This is a genomic window from Kribbella monticola, from assembly GCF_003261635.1.
GTDB lineage: Bacteria > Actinomycetota > Actinomycetes > Propionibacteriales > Kribbellaceae > Kribbella > Kribbella monticola.
Genome location: NZ_QFXK01000018.1, coordinates 1 through 20,182, shown reverse-complemented (window position 1 = coordinate 20,182; position 20,182 = coordinate 1). Strand labels below are relative to the sequence as shown.

Sequence of the window (20,182 nt, the reverse complement as noted above, 5' to 3'; positions counted from 1 at the left end):
CCATATAGGGCCGGTATGGCGCTGCCGGTGAGTCTTCAGGGGAGTTCGTGAGTCCCCTGAACGGCCGTCTGCGGGCGGTCACCGGCGAAGCAGTGAGGTTGGTGGTGACAAAGATGACGCGAAAAGTTGTGCCGAGCATTCTCGACAGCATCGGTGACACGCCTCTGGTGGAGCTGGGGAACCTGATCCCCGGTTTCGGCTCCCGCGTTTTCGCGAAGATGGAACGGTTCAACCCCAGCGGCAGCATCAAGGACCGGACGGCGTACAGCATGATCCGGGCCGCGCTGCAGTCGGGTGAGCTGGTGCCGGGGCGGTCGGTGGTGGTGGAGTCGAGTTCGGGCAACCTCGCCATCGGTCTGGCCCAGATCTGCCGGTACTTCGGGCTGCGCTTCGTCTGCGTGGTCGACCGGAACACGACGGAGCGCAACCTCGCGATCCTGGACGCGTTCAAGGTCGAGGTGGAGGTGGTCACCGAGCCCGATCCGGCCGGCGGCCTGCTCGCTGCCCGGCTGCGGCGGGTCCGCGAGCTGGCCGCGGCCGTCCCGAACGCGTACTGGCCGAACCAGTACGCCAACCCGATGAATCCTCGCGCGCACCACGAGACGATGCGTGAGATCGAGGAGGCGCTGGCCGGCAAGGTCGACTACCTGTTCGCCTCGGTGAGCACCTTCGGCACGCTGCGCGGCTGTGCCGACCACATCCGCCGGGCCGGTCTGCCGACCACGGTGGTCGGCGTCGACGCGGTGGGCAGCGTGATCTTCGGCCAGCCGGCCGCGGCGCGGTTGCTCCCCGGCCACGGTGCCTCGGTCCGGCCGCCGCTGGCCGACAACTCGATGGTCGACGAGGTGGTGCACATCTCCGACCTGGAGGCGGTCGTCTCCTGCCGCCGGCTGCTGATGACCGAGGCGATCCTCGGCGGCGGCTCGTCGGGCGCGACCGTGGCCGCGCTGGAGAAGGTCTCCGACCGGGTCCCGTCCGGATCGAACTGCGTGCTGATCTTCCCCGACGGCGGCGACCGCTACGTCGACACCGTCTACTCCGACACCTGGGTCCGCCGGAACTTCGGCGAGGTCTCCCATCTTTGGAAGGAACCCTTTGAGATGAGCGTTCCCGCATGATCATCCTCGGTCATTCGGACGTGCACGAAGTCCTGTCCGGCAGCGAGCAGCAGACGCTCGACGTGGTCGCCGCGGCGTACCAGCTGCACGACGAGGGGCGGTCCGCCGTACCGCACTCGGTCTTCCTGCGCTTTCCCGGCGACAACCGCAACCGGATCATCGGGCTGCCCGCCTTCGCCGGCGGCGACCGGCCGGTCGCGGGGATGAAGTGGATCGCGTCCTTCCCGGGCAATGTGGACAAGGGCATGCAGCGCGCGAGTGCGGCGATCCTGCTGAACTCGCTGGACAACGGTCACCCGGAGGCGCTGATCGAGGGCTCCCAGATCTCCGCCCGACGGACCGCCGCCAGCGCAGCAGTCGCGGCACAGCAGTTGACCGCGGGCGACCCGCCGACCGGCGTCACGCTGATCGGGACCGGTGTCATCAACCTGGAGGTGTTCCGCTTCCTCACCGTTGCGCTGCCCTCGATCGAGGAGATCACCGTCTTCGACACCGACGCCGAACGGGCCGCGAGCTTCGCCGAGAAGTGCCAGGAGATCAAGCCCGTCAAGGCATTCCAGGCGGTCACGATTGACGACGCACTGGAAGCGCAGAAGCTGATCTCCTTCGCCACCACGGCGATCGAGCCGCACACCGGTTTGGACGCCTGCCAGCCGGGCACCGTCGTACTGCATCTGTCGCTGCGTGACCTGTACGCCGACGCGATCGTTGCCGCGCGCAACATCGTCGACGACGCCGATCATGTCTGCCGCGAAGGCACTTCGCTCTATCTGGCCGAACAGCAGACCGGCGGCCGCGCCTTCATCGACGCACCGATCGGCGCGCTGCTCCGCGGTACGGCAACCCTCGACCGCGACCCGGACGAGCTCGTCGTCTACTCGCCGTTCGGTCTCGGCGTGCTGGACATGGCGCTGGCCGACTACGTCCGTACCGAGGCGGAGCGCCGCGGTCTCGGCGCCTCCTTCGAGAACTTCATTCCTGCCTGAGCGGAGTACCAAAGATGCCTGAAGCAACTGATGACCGCTCCTACCGGGTGGTCCGCAACGACGAGGAGCAGTACTCGGTGCTGCTCGCCGACCGTCCGCTGCCGAAGGGCTGGCAGCCGGCCGGTTTCGAGGGCGACCGCGCAGCTTGCCTGGCGCACATCGGTACGACGTGGACCGACTTGCGCCCGCTCAGCCTGCGCCGTCGGCTCGCGAGCGCCGCGTCCCAGACCGCCTGACCCGTTCCCAGAATCCCGCCAGGAGACGACTGCCATGAGTGTGCAGACCACCGAGAACCCTTTGATCGCCGCATTCACCGGCATCCCCGCCCTGGTGGCCCAGCAGGCGGCGAGCTCGCCGACCGCGACGGCCGTGGTGGACGGGGAGCGCGAACTCAGCTACGCCGAACTCGACCAGCGGGCCGGCCGGCTCGCTCATCTCCTACTGGAGGAGGGCGCCGGTCCGGAGTCCGTCGTCGGCATCGCACTGGAGCGCGGCATCGACCTGGTGGTCGCACTGCTCGCGGTCTGGCGTACCGGTGCCGGCTTCGTGACCATCGACCCGACCTACCCGGCAACCCGGATGCAATGGCTCCTCAACGACACCGGCGCCGAGGTGGTGCTTGCCGAGCACCACCTCACCGAGGCGATCGAGACCACCGGCGCCCGGGTGGTCGTCCCGTCCCGGCTGGTGACCGCCATCGCGGTCCGCCCGGTCGCCCCGGTTGCCGCGATCGACCCCGACGCCCTCGCCTACGTCATGTACACCTCCGGATCGACCGGCCAACCCAAGGGCGTCGCGGTCACCCACGCCGGGATCGGGAACCGGGTTCGCTGGGCCGTCGACGCGCAGGCGCTGACCGCGACCGACCGGATCCTGCAGAAGACCCGGATCACCTTCGACGCCATGGTCTGGGAGTTCTTCGGCCCACTCGTCAGCGGCGGCACCGTCGTCCTGGCACCGGCCGGTTCCGAGAGCGACCCGAAGGCGCTGCTGGAGGCCGTCACCCGGGAGCGGATCACCGTGCTCCAGGTGGTGCCGTCCGTACTGCGGTTGCTGGTGGACGAGGCCGGGTGGGATGCGACCGGAACCCTTCGACTCGTGTCCTGCGCGGGCGAACCGCTGCACGCCGAGCTGGCCCAGCGGTTGCTGAAGTGCACCGACGTCGAACTGTGGAACACCTACGGCCCGACCGAGTGCTCGATCGACGTGACCGCCTTCCGCTTCGATCCCGAGCAGAAGACCGGCCCGGTGCCGATCGGCCGCCCGATCAAGGGCATGCGGGTACTGGTCCTCGACCCGATCACCGGTTCGCCTGCCGCTGTCGGTGCCGTCGGAGAGCTGTACGCCGGTGGTGTGGGCGTCGCTCGTGGCTACCTGAACCGCCCCGATCTGACCGCCGACCGGTTCGTACCGGACCCGTACGGCAAGGACGGCTGGCGTCTCTACCGCACCGGCGACCTGGTTCGCTGGCGCGAGGACGGCAACCTGGAGTACGTCGGCCGGACCGACGACCAGGTCAAGATCAACGGCGTACGGCTGGAGCCGGGCGAGATCGAGGCCGCTCTGACGTCCCACCACAACGTCGCCGGCGCTGTCGTCACCGCGAAGGCGAAGGTGGATGGCAGCACCCAGCTGATCGGCTATGTAAAGGCGCCCAACACCGACGGCCTGCGCAACCACCTGCTGGACCGGCTTCCCAAGACTCACGTGCCGAGTGTCTTCGTGGCCGTCGACGAGTTCCCGCTGACGCCCAACGGCAAGGTGGACAGGAACGCGCTGCCCGATCCGTTCAGCCGCGCCGGCCGGGAGTACGTCACACCGCGGACGACGGCCGAGCAATTGGTCGCGGACGTCTGGCGGCAGTTGCTCGGCGTCGAGCAGATCAGCGTCCACGACAGCTTCTTCGAGCTCGGCGGCACTTCGCTCACCCTGACCCGGCTGGCCAACCAGCTCCGGTCGACCGCCGGCGGAGAGATCCAGCTCCGCGGGTTGCTCCGGGCAACGACCGTCGAAGCGCAGGCGAAGCTGATCTCCGCTGTGATGGACGACGGCACCCAGCTCACCGCCGTACCGCGGACGGGTGTGTTGCCGCTGTCCGCGAGCCAGCGTCGGCTGTGGTTCATGGAGCAGCTCGAAACGGGGAGCAGCGAGTGGGTTGCTCCGACCTTCTTGCGAGTCCCCGCGGACACTCCCTTCGGCGCCGTGCAGAAGGCCGTGGACGCATTGGTCGCGCGGCACGAAACTCTCCGCACCCGCTACCAGGTGGTCGACGGCGAGCCCACCCAGGTCATCGACGCGCCGGCCCCAGTCGACCTTCGGGTCCTGGACATCGAGTCGGACCAGCTGGCCGCCGTTCTGACCGAGGAGTTCAGCACCGGCTTCGACCTCGTCAACGGTCCCGTACTCCGGGCGCTGCTGACCCGGTCGCCCCGCGAACACCTGCTCACGCTCGCGATCCACCACATCGCCACCGACGGCTGGTCCGCCTCTGTGCTCGCCCGCGACTTCGCCGCGCTGCTGGAAGGCAAGACCCTCGAGCCGCTGGAGTTCGGGTACGCCGACTACGCCGCCTGGCAACAGCGCACGCTCACCGAAGAGGTCATCGCGCAAGAGCTCGACCACTGGCGTACCACCCTCGACGGAGTCGTCCCGCTCGACCTGCCGACGGATCACAGCCGCCCGCTGACCCGAGACCCGCACGGCGCGATGGTCACCTTCACGATCCCCGCCGAACTGGCCACCGCGCTCGACGCGCTCGGCCGCAAGCACGGCTGTACTCCGTTCAGCACCCTGCTGACCGCCTACGCCACCGTGCTCGCCCGGTTCAGCGGGACGTGGGATGTGACGGTCGGCGCGCCGGTCGCCGGTCGCGACCTCGGTCAGCTGGAGAACCTGGTCGGCTTCTTCCTGAACACGGTCGTACTGCGCTGCAAGCTGGCCGCCGACCTGACCTTCGACGCGTCGCTGGACCTCGTCCGGGCTGCATGCGAGGACGCGTTCGCCCACGCTGGCCTGCCTTTCGACCGCCTCGTCGACGAGCTGGACCCGGACCGCGACCTGTCCCGTACGCCGCTCTACCAAGCAGCGTTCGACTTCCACGGCGAAGGCTTCTCCGGTGCTGAGGGCAACGAATCCGACCTGGCCACGATCGAGGCCGCATTCCAGGTCGCCAAGACCGATCTGACCCTCAACATGCGCAAGCTGGCGGACGGTTCGTTGCTCGGCGCAATGGAGTACGCGACGGCGCTCTTCGACCGCGGCACGATCGAGCGGATCACCGCGGCCTTCGTGCAACTGCTCGAAAGCTTCGCCGTCGCACCGACGACCCCACTCGGAGCGGTCGACCTGCTGTCAGCGGCCGACCGACACCAGCTGATCGTCGGCTGGAACGAGACCGCCGTCGAGGTTCCGGCGCTGACCACCGCGCAGCGCTTCGAGGCACAGGCTGCCGAGACACCGGACGCGATCGCGGTCACCAGCGAGACCGGCGGCAAGTCGTACAAGTGCCTGGACCGGAACGCCAACCGGGTCGCGCACCACCTCGCCGCTCGTGGCGTCAAGCCGGGTGATGTGGTGGCCGTCCTGCTCGACCGCGGACCGTTGCTGCTGGCGTCGATGTTGGGCGCGTGGAAGGCGGGCGCGGCCTACCTGCCGATCGACCCTTCCACCCCGGCGGACCGGATCGCTTATCTGCAAGAGGATGCGGCGGTTCACACTACGATCACGCAGGCCCGGTACGCCGATGTTGCCGGGAGCAACGTAGTACTGGTCGACCAGGACGCGGACTTGATCGCTGCGCGGTCAAGTGAGCCGCTGGAGATCGAGGCCGATCTGGACGCGGCGGCGTACGTCATCTACACGTCCGGATCGACCGGCAAGCCGAAGGGCGTGGAGGTTCCGCACCGCGGTCTCGTGAACCATCTTGACTGGGCGGCGCGTGAGCTGGCCGGGGCAGAAACGGGTGGTGCCCCGGTGTTCTCCTCGGTCGCCTTCGACCTCGGCGTACCGAATCTCTGGGCGCCTTTGCTCGCCGGGCAGACCGTGCACATGATGCCGGTCGACCTCGACCTCGGTGATCTGGGCAAGGCGATGACCGAGCATGCGCCGTACAGCTTCGTGAAGCTGACGCCGTCGCACCTGGAGATCCTGTCGGCACAACTGACCGCCGAACAGGCACAGGGGTTGGCGAAGGTACTCGTGGTAGCCGGGGAGCCGTTCACCCGTCGCGCGTTGGAGGCCTGGCGGGCACTCGCGCCGGATGTTCGGGTCATCAACGAGTACGGACCGACCGAAGCATCCGTCGGTACGTCGATCTACCCGGTGCCGGCGGACGAGGATTCCGACGTACTGCCGATCGGGTTGCCGCTGCCAAACATGGCGATGTACGTCCTCGACGCAGACCAGCAGCCTGTACCGGTCGGCGTCGTGGGGGAGTTGTACGTCGGCGGCACCGGCGTGGCCACCGGATACATCAACCGCCCCGAGTTGACCGCCGAGCGCTTCCTGGAGAGCCCGTACGGCCGGCTGTACCGCACCGGTGATCTGGTACGACGCAGGCCCGACGGCAACGTGGAGTTCCTGGGCCGGACCGACCATCAGGTGAAGATCCGCGGCTACCGGATCGAACCCGAGGAGATCCAGCTCGTCCTGGCCGCCCACACCGATGTCACCGATGTGCTGGTGATCGCCCGGGAGGACAAGCCCGGCGACCTGCGACTCGTCGCGTACTACGTGGGCACGGCCACCGAGGAAGACCTGGCTACCCACGCCGCCCGCTCGCTGCCGGACTACCTCGTGCCGAGCGCTTTCGTTGCGCTCGACAAGCTGCCGCTGAACGCGAACGGCAAGGTCGACCGGGCCGCGCTGCCGGTCCCGGAGAAGACCGGAGCCGGTGAGCTGGAGCTGCCGGGCACCGTCGTCGAAGAACGGATCGCGGAGATCTGGGCGGAGCTGCTGGACCGCGAGGTCGGCATCCGGGAGAACTTCTTCCGCAGCGGCGGCAACTCCATCCTCGCGATCCGGCTGATCGCCAAGCTCCAGAACGCGTTCGAGATCGATCTGCCGGTCCGGGCTGTGTTCGAAGGGCCCACGGTCGCCGAACTGGCGACGGCCGTCGAGGACCGGATCCGGGCCGAGATCGAGGCGCTGTCCGACACCGAAGTACTCGCTACCACTGCTGAGGAGAACTAGGCGATGAGCACCGCTGACGCCCGCGAAGAACTGCTCCGCCGCCGGCTGGCCGGCGGGCGGGGAGGCACCCGCTCCACGATCGCCCGCGCGGACCGGGACAAGCCGCTGCCGTTGTCCTTCGGCCAGCAGCAGATGTGGTTCCTGAACCGGCTGGACACGGACAGTTCGGAGTACCTGCTGCCCGCGGCCCTGCGGATGCGCGGACCGCTCGACCTCGAGGCGTTGCGCCGGGCCTGGGCGGACCTGCTGGCCCGGCACGAGATCCTGCGCACGCGGTACGAGTTGCGCGACGGTGAGCCGGTCCAGGTCGTCGACTCGTCCGGTGGCAGCGAGCTCGGCCTGGTGGACGTCAGCGATGTTCCGGCGGCCGAGCGGGAAGCCAAGCTGACCGACCTCGTAGCGCTGGAAACCTCGGCAGGCTTCGATCTCGAGCACGAATGGCCGGCCCGCGCGACTCTGTTGCGCGCGGCAACCGATGACCACCTGCTCGTCGTCGTACTGCACCACATCGCCGGTGACGCCTGGTCGACCGAGTTGCTGTCGGCCGAGCTGAGCGAGCTGTACGGCGCACATGCGGCCGGCATCAGCCCGTCGCTCGCCGAACTGCCACTCCAGTACGCCGACTTCGCGGCGTGGCAGCGATCGCAGGACCTGACCAAGGAGATCGCCTGGTGGCGTGACCAGCTCGACGGGATCCGCCCGGTGGACCTGCCGTCGGACCGGCCTCGCCCGGCCGTCCGGAGCAAGGCAGGCGCCGACCTTCCGTTCGCCCTGCCCGACGGTCTGGCGGGCAAGGTGCGCGAACTGGCTCGCCGGCACGACACCACGCCGTTCGTGGTGATGCTGACGGCGTACCAGCTGATGCTGTCGCGCTACACCGGTGAGCAGGATGTTGCCGTGGGCACCGTTGTTTCCGGCCGGACCCGGCCCGAGCTGCAGCAGCTGATCGGCTACGGGATCAACACGTTGGTGATCCGCAACCGCTGGACCGGTGACCCGACCTTCGAGTCGCTGGTCAAGGAGACCCGCGCCCGGGTACTGGACGCGCACGACCACCAGACCGTGCCGTTCGCCAAGCTGGTGGACGAGCTGCAGCCCGAGCGGGACATGTCCCGGCCGCCGTTGTTCCAGGTCGCCTTCATCGTGCGGCAGGCGCAGCCCGACGCGTTCACGCTCGGCGAGGTCGTGGTCGAGCCGGTCCGGAGCGACTTCACCGTGGCGAAGTTCGACCTCAACCTCAAACTCACCGAGACGGCCGAGGGTGCGCTGGACGGCGTACTGACGTATGCGACCGCGTTGTTCGACCGGTCGACGGTGCAGCGGATGGCCGGGCATTTCGTCCGGCTGCTCGCGGCCGCTGTCGAGGCGCCGTCGACGAGATTGTCCGCGTTGGAGATGTACGGCGCGGCCGAGTTCGAGCAGTTGACGGACGGGTTCGCGAGTAGTGGTGGCGAGCTGGAGATCACCGACCCGGTCTATCTGCAGGTTGCCCGGCAGGCTGCCGATGAGCTCGCGGTCGTCGACGGCGAGACCCGGCTGTCGTACGGCGAACTGAACGGGCGCGCGAACCAGTTGGCGCGCTTCCTGGTGGACGAGGGCGTGGGGCCCGAGTCGCGGGTCGCTGTCGCGATGCCCCGTTCGGCCGACCTGATCGTCGCAGTACTGGCTGTACTGAAGGCCGGTGGTGCTTATGTTCCGATCGACCCGGACTACCCGGCCGACCGGAACAGCTACATCCTCGAGGATTCCGATCCCGAGCTGATCCTGGTCTCCGGAGCGTCGACTTCGGGGCTCCCGGCAACTTCCGTACCGACCGTTGCCGTCGACTACCAGGCCCGCTTCGCCGGCTTCTCCACCGAGGATCTCGGCGTGACGGCCGGCCCCGACAACCCGGCGTACCTGATCTACACGTCCGGTTCGACCGGGCGGCCGAAGGGCGTGGTGATCGAGCATCGACAGCTTTCCGGCTACCTCGCCTGGTGCGCCCGCGAGTACGACGGTCTGGCGGGCTCCTCGCTGTTGCACTCGTCCGTGTCCTTCGACCTGACCGTGAACGCTTTGTGGGGACCGCTGGTGCTCGGGGGCCACGTGGTCATCGGCTCGCTGGACGGCAGTGCGCCTGCTCCCGAGGTGGCGCCAACGTTCGTCAAGGTGACGCCCAGCCATCTCCCGTTCCTCGTGGAGCTGCCGGACGGGTTCTCGCCGACGGTCGACCTGATGACCGGTGGCGAGGCGCTGACCGGCGAGTCTGTCGACGCCTGGCGGGCCAAGCACCCCGGCGTGACCGTGATCAACGAGTACGGACCGACCGAGACGACCGTTGGCTGTACCGCGTTGCGGATCGAGCCGGACCACGAGCTGCCCGCAGGCGGACTGGCGATCGGCAAGCCGATGCCGAACTCGCGCATCTTCGTGCTCGACGCGTTCCTCCGCCCCGCGCCGATCGGTGTCGTCGGGGAGGTCTACGTCGCGGGTGACTGTGTGGCTCGCGGATATCTGAACCGTCCCGACCTGACCGCGGAGAAGTTCGTCGCCTGCCCATGGGGTGCGCCCGGCGAGCGGATGTACCGCACCGGCGACCTCGCCGCGTGGGATCTCGACGGCACGCTGACCTGCCCGAGCCGGGTGGACAACCAGGTCAAGATCCACGGTTACCGGATCGAGCTCGGCGAGATCGAGACGACGCTGCAGCGGCACGCGGGGATCAGCCAGGCGATCGTGGTGGCCCGCGACGGGTTGGCCGGCGACAAGCGGCTGGTCGCGTACGTCGTACCGGCTGCTGGTGTGGAGTTGAACCAGGCCGGGTTGCGTGGACATGTGCAGGAGTGGCTGCCGGAGTACATGGTTCCGTCGGCCTTCGTCGTACTGGACGCGATCCCGCTGACCGAGAACGGCAAGACCGACCTTCGGGCGCTGCCGGCACCGGGTGCTCCGTCGCAGCCTTCGACCGAGAAGGTTGTCGCCCGGACGACGACCGAGGAGCAGCTGGCCGCGGTCTGGGGCAAGGTGCTCGGCCTGACCGAGGTCGACGTGCACACCAGCTTCTTCGAGCTCGGCGGCGACTCACTCAGCGCGGTCGCGGTGGTCGGCGCGCTGCGCGAGACCGGCGTGGACGTGGCGGTCTGGGACGTCTTTGAATACCGCACCGTGGCGGCGCTGGCGGAGAAGCTGACCGGCCGCGCGGCGAGGGAGGAGACGTTCGTCGCTCCCTTCGCCCTGATCACGGCGGAGGATCGCGAACGACTCCCGGAAGGGGTGACCGATGCCTATCCGTTGTCTCAAGCGCAGACCGGCATGGTGGCGGAGATGCTGGCTGGAGAGGACGAGGCGCACTACCACAACACGACCTCGCACCGGATCCTCGACGGCCAGCCGCTCGCGCCCGCCGCGCTGCAGCGAGCAGCCGCGATCCTGGTCGAACGACACGAGAACCTGCGGACGTCGATCGACCTGAGTTCGTACTCGCGTCCGCTGCAGCTGATCCACGCCGAAGCTGTCATGCCGGTCGGGATCACGTCGCTCGGTGACGTGACTGTTGAGCAGCGCGACGAGGCGCTGCGGGCGTTCCGAGCCGCGGAGCGCGCGAACCCGTTCGATCTGTCGTCGCCCGCGCTGCTGCGCTTCCACGTGCACACGACAGGCGAGACCGACGGCTGGTGGCTGACCAGCACCGAGTGCCACGCGGTCTCGGAGGGGTGGAGCTACCACTCGCTGCTGATGGAGCTGGTGACCACCTACCGCGCGATCCGCGACGGCGTCGAGCTCGAAGCTCACGAGGCGCCGAAGGTCCGGTACGCCGACTACATCGCCGGTGAGCTGGCATCCGTCGCCTCATCGGAGGACAAGGCCTACTGGCTGAATGTTGCCACCGGCTACAACCCGGTCGAGCTGCCTGCGGGCTGGGGCGAGTCTGGCGAAGCGAGTGCGCTGTACGCCGGTGCGCGGAGCATGGATCTCGAAGACGGGCTGCGAGCCCTTGCTGCCAAGGCGGATGCGTCGCTGAAGAGTGTGATGCTGGCCGCGCACCTCAAGGTGATGAGCCTGCTGAGCGCCGAGACCAGCTTCACCACCGGACTGGTCTGCGACGCGCGACCCGAGGCAGCGGGTGCGGACAAGGTGCACGGGATGTACCTGAACACGCTGCCGTTCCCGGTCGAGCGGGGTGCCCGTACCTGGCGCGAACTGGTCGAGCAGACCTTCGCCCGAGAGCTGGAACTCTGGCCGCACCGCCGCTACCCGATGCCGCAGATCCAGCGCGATGCGGGCCGGCGGCTGATCAACGTGTTCTTCAACTACCAGGACTTCCGTCAGCTCGACGACGACCTGGTCGACCCGTACGCCGGCGAGAGCTACGAGTGTCTCGACGACATGCCGGTCGTCGCGGCGCGGCGGATGAGTCTGCAGAACGAGAGCATCACCGAAGTACCGTTGACAGTCTCTTCTCGGGGTGGCTACATCATCCTGACCGCCGACTCCCGCGTCATCAGCCTGGAGAACGCCGAGCGACTGGCCGGGATCTACCGCTCGGTGCTGGAAGCGATGGCCGCTGACCCCGACGGCGATGCCCGGCTGAGCCACCTGCCCGCCGGTGAGGCGGCCCAGGTGCTCGGCGAGTTCGCCAACGGTCCCGACGGCGATCCGGAACCGCCGATCCTGCTCGACCTGATCGAGAACTCCGTCGTCCAGAACCCGCACAAGACCGCGCTGCTCGCACGCGGGCTCGAGCTGACGTACGCCGAACTCGACGAGCAGGCGAACAAGCTGGCCCGCCTGCTGATCGCTCGCGGCGTCGGCCCGGAGGCTCGGGTCGCGGTGGCACTGCCGCGATCGCCCGAGCTGATCGTGGCGCTGCTGGCCGTCATCAAAGCCGGTGGTGTCTACGTACCGATCGACCCGGAGAACCCGGCCGACCGCGTCGAGTACGTCCTCACCGACTCGACGCCGGTCCTCCTGCTCACGGCTGACGCCTTGCTCGACCGGCTGCCCGTCGGCGACGTACCGGTGCTGCTCACCGACGCAGCGTCGTACGCCGATGAATCGGGTGCACCGATCACCGATGCGGACCGGATCTCCCCGCTGCGGCGGGAGAACGCGATCTACGTGATCTACACGTCCGGCTCGACCGGCAAGCCGAAGGGCGCTGTGTTGGAGCACCGCCAGGTCGCGAATTACCTGGCCTGGTGTGCGGAGGAATGCCCGCCGCTCAAGGAGTCGTCGCTGCTGCACTCGTCGGCCTCGTTCGACCTGACCGTGAACGCGCTCTGGGGTCCGCTGGCTTTCGGCGGCACGGTGATCGTGGGGGCGCTGGACGGGACCGAGGAGGAGCCGATGGCCAAGCCGGCCTTCGTCAAGGTGACCCCGAGCCACTTGCCGATGCTGGCCGAGCTGTCAGCTGCCTGGTCGCCTGCCGGGATGGTGATGACCGGCGGCGAACCGCTGCTCGGCGAGGTCATGCAGGCCTGGCGGGCTGCGAACCCGAACGTTGCCGTGATCAACGAGTACGGACCGACCGAGACCACGGTGGCCTGTACGGCGATCAGCTTCGCGCCGGGCGATCCGCTGGCCGACGGGCCGGTCACGATCGGCCGGCCGATGCCGAACCTCCGGATCTACGTACTGGACGCTCATCTGCAGCCCGCTCCGGTCGGGGTAGTCGGCGAGCTGTACGTCGCGGGGCCGCAGGTCGCCCGTGGTTATCTGAACCGGCCGGACTTGTCGGCGGCGAAGTTCGTCGCTTGCCCGTGGGGTACGCCGGGAGAGCGGATGTATCGCACCGGCGACCTGGCCGCCTGGAACGCGGACGGGACGCTGACCTGCCCGACCCGGGTCGACGACCAGGTCAAGATCCACGGCTACCGGATCGAGCTCGGCGAGGTCGAGACGACGATCCTGCGGCACCCGGCTGTGGGGCATGCGACCGTGATCGCCCGCGAGGACCGGGTGAGCGACAAGAAGCTGGTGGCGTACGTCGTACCGGCTGGTGACGCTTTGGATCTCGATGAGCTGCGGGACGTCGTGGCCGGGTGGCTGCCGGAGTACATGGTGCCTGCGGCCTTTGTGCGGTTGCCTTCGTTGCCGCTCACGGCGAGTGGGAAGCTCGATCGGGCGGCCTTGCCGGCGCCTTCCTTCACGGTGGAAGCGGCCGAGTTCGTGGCGCCGCGGACGGCTGCCGAGCAGCAGGTGGCTGAGGTTTGGCGTAAGGCGCTCGGGATCGATCGGGTGGGGGCGTACGACAGCTTCTTCGATCTGGGTGGCGACTCGATCAGTGCCGTTTCCGTTATCGGCGGGCTGCGTCGTGCCGGGCTGGACGCCGGCGTACGGGATGTCTTCGAGCTGCGGACCGTGGCTGCTCTTGCCGAGAAGATCACCGGCCGGCCCGCCGTCGTGGCCGAGGCTGCTGTCGAGCCGTTCGAGTTGATCTCGCCGGACGACAGGGCGTTGGTTCCCGCTGGTGTTGTGGATGCGTATCCGTTGTCCGAGGCGCAGACCGGGATGATGGTCGAGCTGCTGTCGAGTGAGACGCCGCGGAACTACCACAACGTCGTCTCGACCCGGCTCACCGACGAGAAGCCCTTGTCCGTCGAGGCTTTGCGGCAGGCAGCGGCATTGCTGGTGGAGCGGCACGAGGTACTGCGAACCGGCGTCGACCTGGAGAACTTCTCCGTGCCGATGCAACTTGTCTATGCGACTGCGGAGCTTCCGCTGCACGTGGAGGACCTCACTGGGCCGTCTGTCTCTGCGCAGGAGGAGGCGATTGCATCCTTCAAGACTCGGGAGCAGGCGACGCACTTCGACCACGAGGCGCCGCCGCTGCTACGGCTGGCCGTGCACAAGATCGACGAGCACAGCTGGGAGGCGACCGTCACCCAGAACCACGTGATTCTGGAGGGCTGGAGTCATCACGGGCTGGTGATGGAGTTGCTGGATTACTACCTGCGCTTCCGTGACGGTGTCGAGCAAGTGGCTTATGAGGCACCACCGGTCCGGTTCGCGGACGCGATCGCCGGTGAGCTTCGTGCGCTGCGTTCGGATGAGGATCGGGCGTATTGGGCGAAGGTGGCGGCGCTGCCGAAGTTCACGATCCCGGCCGGCTGGGCGGGAGATCCGGCGGGCGAGCGTACGGCGTACCGGATCGAGGTGTCGTATGCCGATCTGGAGCAGAAGCTGCGGGCGGTCGCTTCCGAGGCGCAGACGTCGTTGAAGAGTGTGTTCTTCGCGGCTCATCTGGCGGTGTTGAGCTCGCTGACCGACAGCCGTGAGTTCCACAGTGGACTGACCTGCCACATCCGGCCGGCGGTCGAAGGTGCCGAGCGGGTCTACGGCATGCACCTGAACATGCTGCCGGTGACGCATCGGCGTACAGCTGGAAGCTGGCGCGAGTTGGTGGCGCGGACATTTGCGGCAGAAGCGGACCTGTGGCCGTACCGATTCTTCCCGATGCCGGTGATCCAGCGGGAGTTCAGTGCGGAGCGTCGGCTGCTGGACGTCTTCTTCAGCTATCAGGACTACTCGTCGGTGGCGGCTCGAGCCGACGGGAGCGGGATCGAGGGATTGGACGCGAGCGTTGCCAGCGGGACGACCGAGTTCCCGCTGTCGGTGGCAACCGGGCCGGGGTACTTGGCTGTTCGCTCCAACACGCATGCGCTCGACCGGGCGGCGGCCGAGAAGCTGGCCGCGATGTACCGGAAGGCGCTCGAGGCGCTGGTGGAGGCACCGGACGCTCGGTGGGACACGTACGAGCTGCTGCCTGCTGCTGATCGGGCTGGGTTGACTGCTCGGCCTGCTGGTCCTTCCGTTGAGGGTCCCGCGTTTGTGCCGCCGAAGACGGAGACCGAGCGGGTCCTGGCGAAGATCTGGGCGAAGCTGCTCGACCTCCCGCGGGTCGGCCGGCACGACCACTTCTTCGACCTCGGTGGCTACTCGATGCTGCTGGTGAAGACGGTCTCGAAGGCCAAGGCGAAGGGCCTGCCGCTGTCGCTGTTCATGTACTACGACAGCGACCGGCTGGACCACCTCGCGCTGGCTGTCGATGCTGCGCTTGCGGCCGAGCGTGGCTCTTCGGTGGCGAGCTGGTACGGACCCGGTGTCGACATGTTGCCTTCAGCAATGGGCGAACTGGGCGTGCCCGGAGCTGCTGTCGCCGTGATGGAAGGCGGCGAACTGGTTGCCGTTCGGACATTCGGAGTGGTGAGTGATGGCGGTGAGGCGGTGACGGGGGACACCCTGTTCACGGTCGCTTCGGTCAGCAAGCTGGTCAGCTCGGTCGGTGCGTTGAAGCTGGTCGACGAAGGGGTGCTGGATCTCGACGAGGACGTACATCGCTACTTGACCAGCTGGGAGGTGCCGGGTCGTCCGCGGGTGACTCTGCGGCAACTGCTCGGCCATCGGTCGGGGTTCACGGTGTCGCCTGGTGGCGGAGTTGCTCCGGGCGCTGCGGTGCCGACGCTGCTCGACGTACTGAATGGCACCGGGCCTGCGACCAACGATCCGATCCGGTGCGAGCACAAGCCGGGGGAGAAGTTCGTCAAGGCCGGCGCCAACTTCGTCGTACTGCAGCAGGTGATCGAGGACGTCACGGGGTCGTCCTTCGAGATGGTGATGCGCCGGCTCGTGCTCGATCCGCTGGGGATGTCGGGGTCCAGCTACGACCCGTCGTACCCGGTCGGGCGAGCTGTCGCGTTGGGTCATCTGGCTGACGGCGTACCGCTGGAAGGTGGTTGGCGAGTGCGGGCGGATGCCGCGTCTGGCGGATTGTGGACAACGGCTGGCGACATCGCCACGCTCACGCTGGAGATCCGCCGGTCGTACCTCGGCCGGCCGCGAGCCCTGCTGTCGCAGGCGATCGCGCGGCAGATGCTGACGCCTTCCGGCGACGGTTCGTTCGGCCTCGGCGCGACCGTCGAGCTGAACGGCGACGACGTGCAATTCGGCCACGGCGGCGAACCGCGCGGGTACTACGGCGGCACCATCTGCCGCACCGGTCCCGGCCACGGCTTCGTCCTGCTCGCCAACGCCACCGCCGGCAAGAACCTCGCCCAGGGCCTCGCCTCCCGCCTCGCCTCTTCCTGACTGGTCTCCCGGCCTCGCCTCCCGGCTTGCCTCTTCCTGACTGGCCTCCCGGCTCGCCTCTTCGTGACCGGCCTCCGGCCTCGCCTCTTCCTAAGGAGTACTGGTGATGACTGTTCGACACCTGATCTCGACCGATGATCTGACCGATGAGGACCTGCGTTACGTGGTTGACCGCGGGGACGACTACTCGTCGCGCCGGGCTTCGCTGGACCTCCCGCTGACCGGTCAGATCGCCGGGATCTACTTCCGCAAGACATCGACCCGGACCCGTACTGCCTTCTCTGCAGGCGCTCTGCGGCTCGGCGCCCAGATAGTTGCCTATGGCCCCGATGATCTGCAGCTGAACACCGGCGAGACGAGCGAGGACACCGGTGCGGTGTTCTCCCGGATGCTCGACGTACTGGTCGCGCGGACCGCGGGCGACCCTGCCGAGATGCGCGCCTGGGCATCGCAGGAGCGGATGTCGGTGATCAACGCGATGAGCTCCGCCGAACACCCGACGCAGGCGATCACCGACCTCGTCACCCTGCAACGGCACTTCGGCAAGATCGAGGGCCTCCGACTCCTGTACGTCGGGGAGGGCAACAACTCGGCTGCTTCGATCGCGTTGGCCGCCACCCGCTACCCCGGCGTACACCTCGAACTGCGCACACCTCCTGGCTATGGGCTGGACCCGGAGATCGCTGCCCGGGCTGCTGCTCACGCTGCGCGGTGTGGAGCTGTGATGATCGAGCGCCACGACATGGACGACCTGCCGGACGAGCTGGACGCGATCTACACCACCCGCTGGCAGACCACCGGCACCACCAAGCCCGACGCGAACTGGCGCGACATCTTCGCCCCCTTCCAGGTCAACCTCGCCCTCTGGGACGACAACCCCCAGGCGATCTTCCTGCACGACCTCCCGGCCCACCGCGGCGAAGAAGTCACCGCCGAAGTCCTCGACGGCCCGATGAGCATCGCCTTCGACCAGGCAGAGAACAAGATGCACGCCGCCATGGCAGTCCTCACCTGGTGCCGCCCCGGGCCCACGCAATGACCACCCAACCCACCCAACCCCGGCTCCTCACCCCCGCCAACCCGCCGCCAACCTCCACCCCCACCCCAGCCAAACCACCGCCGGCTTCCGCCCCCGCCCCCGCCGGTGGTGGGGCCATCGCTTCGACCTCTACCCCCACCCCCAGCCCGACTCCCGCCTCCGCCCCAACCAATCCAGCGCCGGCCTCCGCCCCCGCCTCCGCCCCCGCCCGTGGTGGGACCAGCGCTCCGAGCCCCACCTCCGCTACCGAAGGTGGTGGGGGTGGGGAGCCCTTGGCTTTGTGGAAGAACAAGGACTTTGGGTTGCTCTGGTCCGGCGCGGCATTCTCGATCCTGGGGATGCGGGTCAGCTCGATCGCCTGGCCGTTGCTGGTCGTCTTCGACGGCGGATCGCCGGAGCGGGCGGGTTTGGTCGGGTTCGCCGCGTTACTGCCGCAGCTGGTGATTCAGCTGCCGGCGGGCGTCGTGGTCGACCGGCTGGATCGCAAGAAGGTGATGATCGCCTGCGATGTGATCGGCATAGTTGCGATCGGCAGTGTGCTGGCAGCGTTGTTCATGGGTGGACTGTCACTGCCGCATCTGCTGGTCGCCGCCTTCCTGGAGGGCAGCGCCGCGATCGGCTACCAGCTGAGCGAGCGCGCCGCAGTACGAGCTGTCGTGCACCCTCAACAGTTGCCGAAGGCCCTTTCCCAGAACGAGGCCCGCAGCAAAGGTGCCGGTCTCCTCGGCCAGCCGATCTCCACCGGGCTGCTCTCGCTGGCCTCGTGGATGCCGTTCATCGTCACAGTGCTCGGCCATCTGTTCTCGCTGCTGACGTTGCTCGCCATCCGCACCCCATTCCAGAAGGAACGCCGTACCGCGCGCCGCAGCGTACCCAAGGAACTCGCCGAAGGGCTCCGCTGGATGCACGGCCAGAAACTCCTCCGCAGCGCCCTCGTACTGATCTCGTGCACCAACATCATCACCCAAGTACTCAGCCTCTCGATGGTCCTCATCATCCGCGAGAGCGGTCGCTCCGTAGCGACGATCGGCATCATCGGCGTAGCCAGTGGCATCGGCGGACTCCTCGGCGCCTTGTGCGCTTCATGGTTCATGTCGCGCCTCAGCCTGAGCATCCTCTTCGTCGGCACCCTCCTGCTCCGCTTCCTGATGATCCCCACCATCGCCTTCACCGACAGCCCTCTCATCCTCGGCGCTCTCTTCGCCGCCATGAGCTGGGCCGGCGGCCTCATGAACGTCGTAGGCGGCGTCTACCAGGTCCAGATCACCCCCGAAGAAATGCAGGGCCGAGCCGGCAGCGTCAGCTCCCTCGTCACCTCCGGCGCGAACTCCCTAGGCCCCCTAACCGCCGGCCTCCTCCTAGGCACCCTCGGCACCACCCCCACAGTCCTAACCTCAGCCCTAATAATGGCCGCCCTAGCCCTAACCGCAGCAATAGCCGCCCACCGCCACCACCCCACCACCTCAGCGACAAACTCAAAACTCCTGACCCACGCCTGACCGCCACGCCGCCTAACACCGAACTAAAGCTCCTGGCCCAGACCCGACCGATGCGCCAGCACCGAACCAGAGTTCCTGCTCACGCCTGACCGACGCCGCCTGACACCGACTGCGAGCCCGTGGCGCGCGCCTGAACAATGCCGCCTGCCGCCGACCCAGAGCTCGTGGCTCACGTCTGACCGATACCGTCTGACACCGCCTGCGAGCTCGTGGCGCGCGCCGGAGCGAGGCCGCCTGCCGCTGACCCAGAGCTCGTGGCACACGCTGATCGATGCCGTCTGACACCGACTCAGAGCTCTTGGCGCGCGCTGGAGCGAGGCCGTCTGCCGCCGACCCAGAGCCCCTGGCTCATGAGTGACCCCATGGGGTGGACTGATCCCATGGAGTGGGCAGCGGCGGCAGTTGCTGACGGGCGATCGCCTACCGCAGTACCGGCGGCGACCGGGACCCCAGGCTCGGTGGCAGGCGATGGGTACCACCGCTCCAGTGCTACGACCAGTACGACGGGTTGCCCGGACCGGAGCAGTCGCTGGTGATTCCGCAGCCGCGAATACAGCGCCTCCGCTGGTTGGCCTCCATCTCGCTGACCAGCCGCTCGAACTTCTCGCCTGACCGGTGAGAGTCGTCGACTCCGACTGCGGAACCTTGTCCTGCAAGGCGGTTGGAGTCGCGTAGACGGGCGGGCATGGGGCACTGTCGTCCGTCCCGCAGAGTGCCGAGAGGAAGCCAGGTCGGTCGTCAGCTGCGGCCGGTCCGGTGATGGCGGCTGCTAGCCGGTATCGAGACCGTCGGTCGCCCATGGGTCGAAGGCGGGAGCGGGGACGGGTGACGTTCCGGCGTCGGCGTCGGCGTGGCTGTCGGCGTCGGTGTTGGTGTTCAGTACGACGGGGTCCCAGGCGGGCGGGTTGGGGGCGGACTGTCGATCTTTGGATGGGTTGTTCGGTGCCGTTAGGCCCCAGGGGTCGAAGGCGTGAGTGGCGTCGACGGGACGACTGTCGGATCCGTTACGTGGAACCGCGGGGTGGCTGGGGTCGGCGGTGGTGGCGAGTGGTCGGGGGCTGCCGGATCTGGTGTCGGGGGTCCGCTCACCCCAAGGATCGAAGTCGGGGGCGGCGGTTAGGGGTGGTGGGTCGCTGGCCATTGGGAAGGCGCGAACAGGGCCAAGGGGGTTGGTCGTGGTTGGGGCTTGTTTTGCTGGCTCGGGTGTCGGGTTGGGTGTGCCTTGGCTGGGAGTGGGCGTGTGGGGATGGCTGGGAGTGGGCGTGCGGGGATGGCTGGAGG

At 68.1% G+C, this 20,182-nt stretch carries 7 protein-coding genes; all 7 read left to right on the top strand.

Translation table 11 applies throughout. The annotated features are described in order from the left end of the window. Positions 1 to 113 precede the first annotated feature (113 nt). The 7 genes from sbnA (at position 114) to DIZ26_RS08375 (ending at position 18,901) form a co-directional block, all read left to right on the top strand. Complete coding sequence (gene sbnA, locus DIZ26_RS08410) at positions 114 to 1,118, top strand: 2,3-diaminopropionate biosynthesis protein SbnA (RefSeq protein ID WP_112239290.1); 1,005 nt, start codon at positions 114 to 116, stop codon at positions 1,116 to 1,118. Next, positions 1,115 to 2,104: a 2,3-diaminopropionate biosynthesis protein SbnB gene (sbnB, locus tag DIZ26_RS08405; RefSeq protein WP_112239148.1), complete on the top strand. Its 990-nt coding sequence runs from the start codon at positions 1,115 to 1,117 to the stop codon at positions 2,102 to 2,104. The genes sbnA and sbnB overlap by 4 nt, the downstream gene beginning before the upstream one ends. A 14-nt stretch (positions 2,105 to 2,118) precedes the next feature. After that, positions 2,119 to 2,340 carry an MbtH family protein gene (locus tag DIZ26_RS08400; RefSeq protein WP_112239147.1) on the top strand — a complete coding sequence of 74 codons (222 nt, stop codon included), beginning with the start codon at positions 2,119 to 2,121 and terminating at the stop codon, positions 2,338 to 2,340. Between the two features lie 34 nt (positions 2,341 to 2,374). Beyond that, positions 2,375 to 7,294, top strand: a complete 4,920-nt coding sequence (locus tag DIZ26_RS08395) for a non-ribosomal peptide synthetase (RefSeq protein WP_232828202.1) — start codon at positions 2,375 to 2,377, stop codon at positions 7,292 to 7,294. Between the two features lie 3 nt (positions 7,295 to 7,297). Continuing rightward, positions 7,298 to 16,363, top strand: a complete 9,066-nt coding sequence (locus tag DIZ26_RS08390; RefSeq protein ID WP_112239146.1) for a non-ribosomal peptide synthetase — start codon at positions 7,298 to 7,300, stop codon at positions 16,361 to 16,363. A gap of 106 nt (positions 16,364 to 16,469) precedes the next feature. Continuing rightward, positions 16,470 to 17,402, top strand: coding sequence for an ornithine carbamoyltransferase (locus DIZ26_RS08385; RefSeq protein ID WP_112239145.1), 933 nt, complete (start codon positions 16,470 to 16,472; stop codon positions 17,400 to 17,402). Positions 17,403 to 17,674: 272 nt separating this feature from the next. Further along, a complete protein-coding gene (locus DIZ26_RS08375; RefSeq protein WP_112239143.1) occupies positions 17,675 to 18,901 on the top strand; it encodes an MFS transporter in 1,227 nt (408 codons plus the stop codon). The last annotated feature ends 1,281 nt before the right edge of the window (positions 18,902 to 20,182 follow it).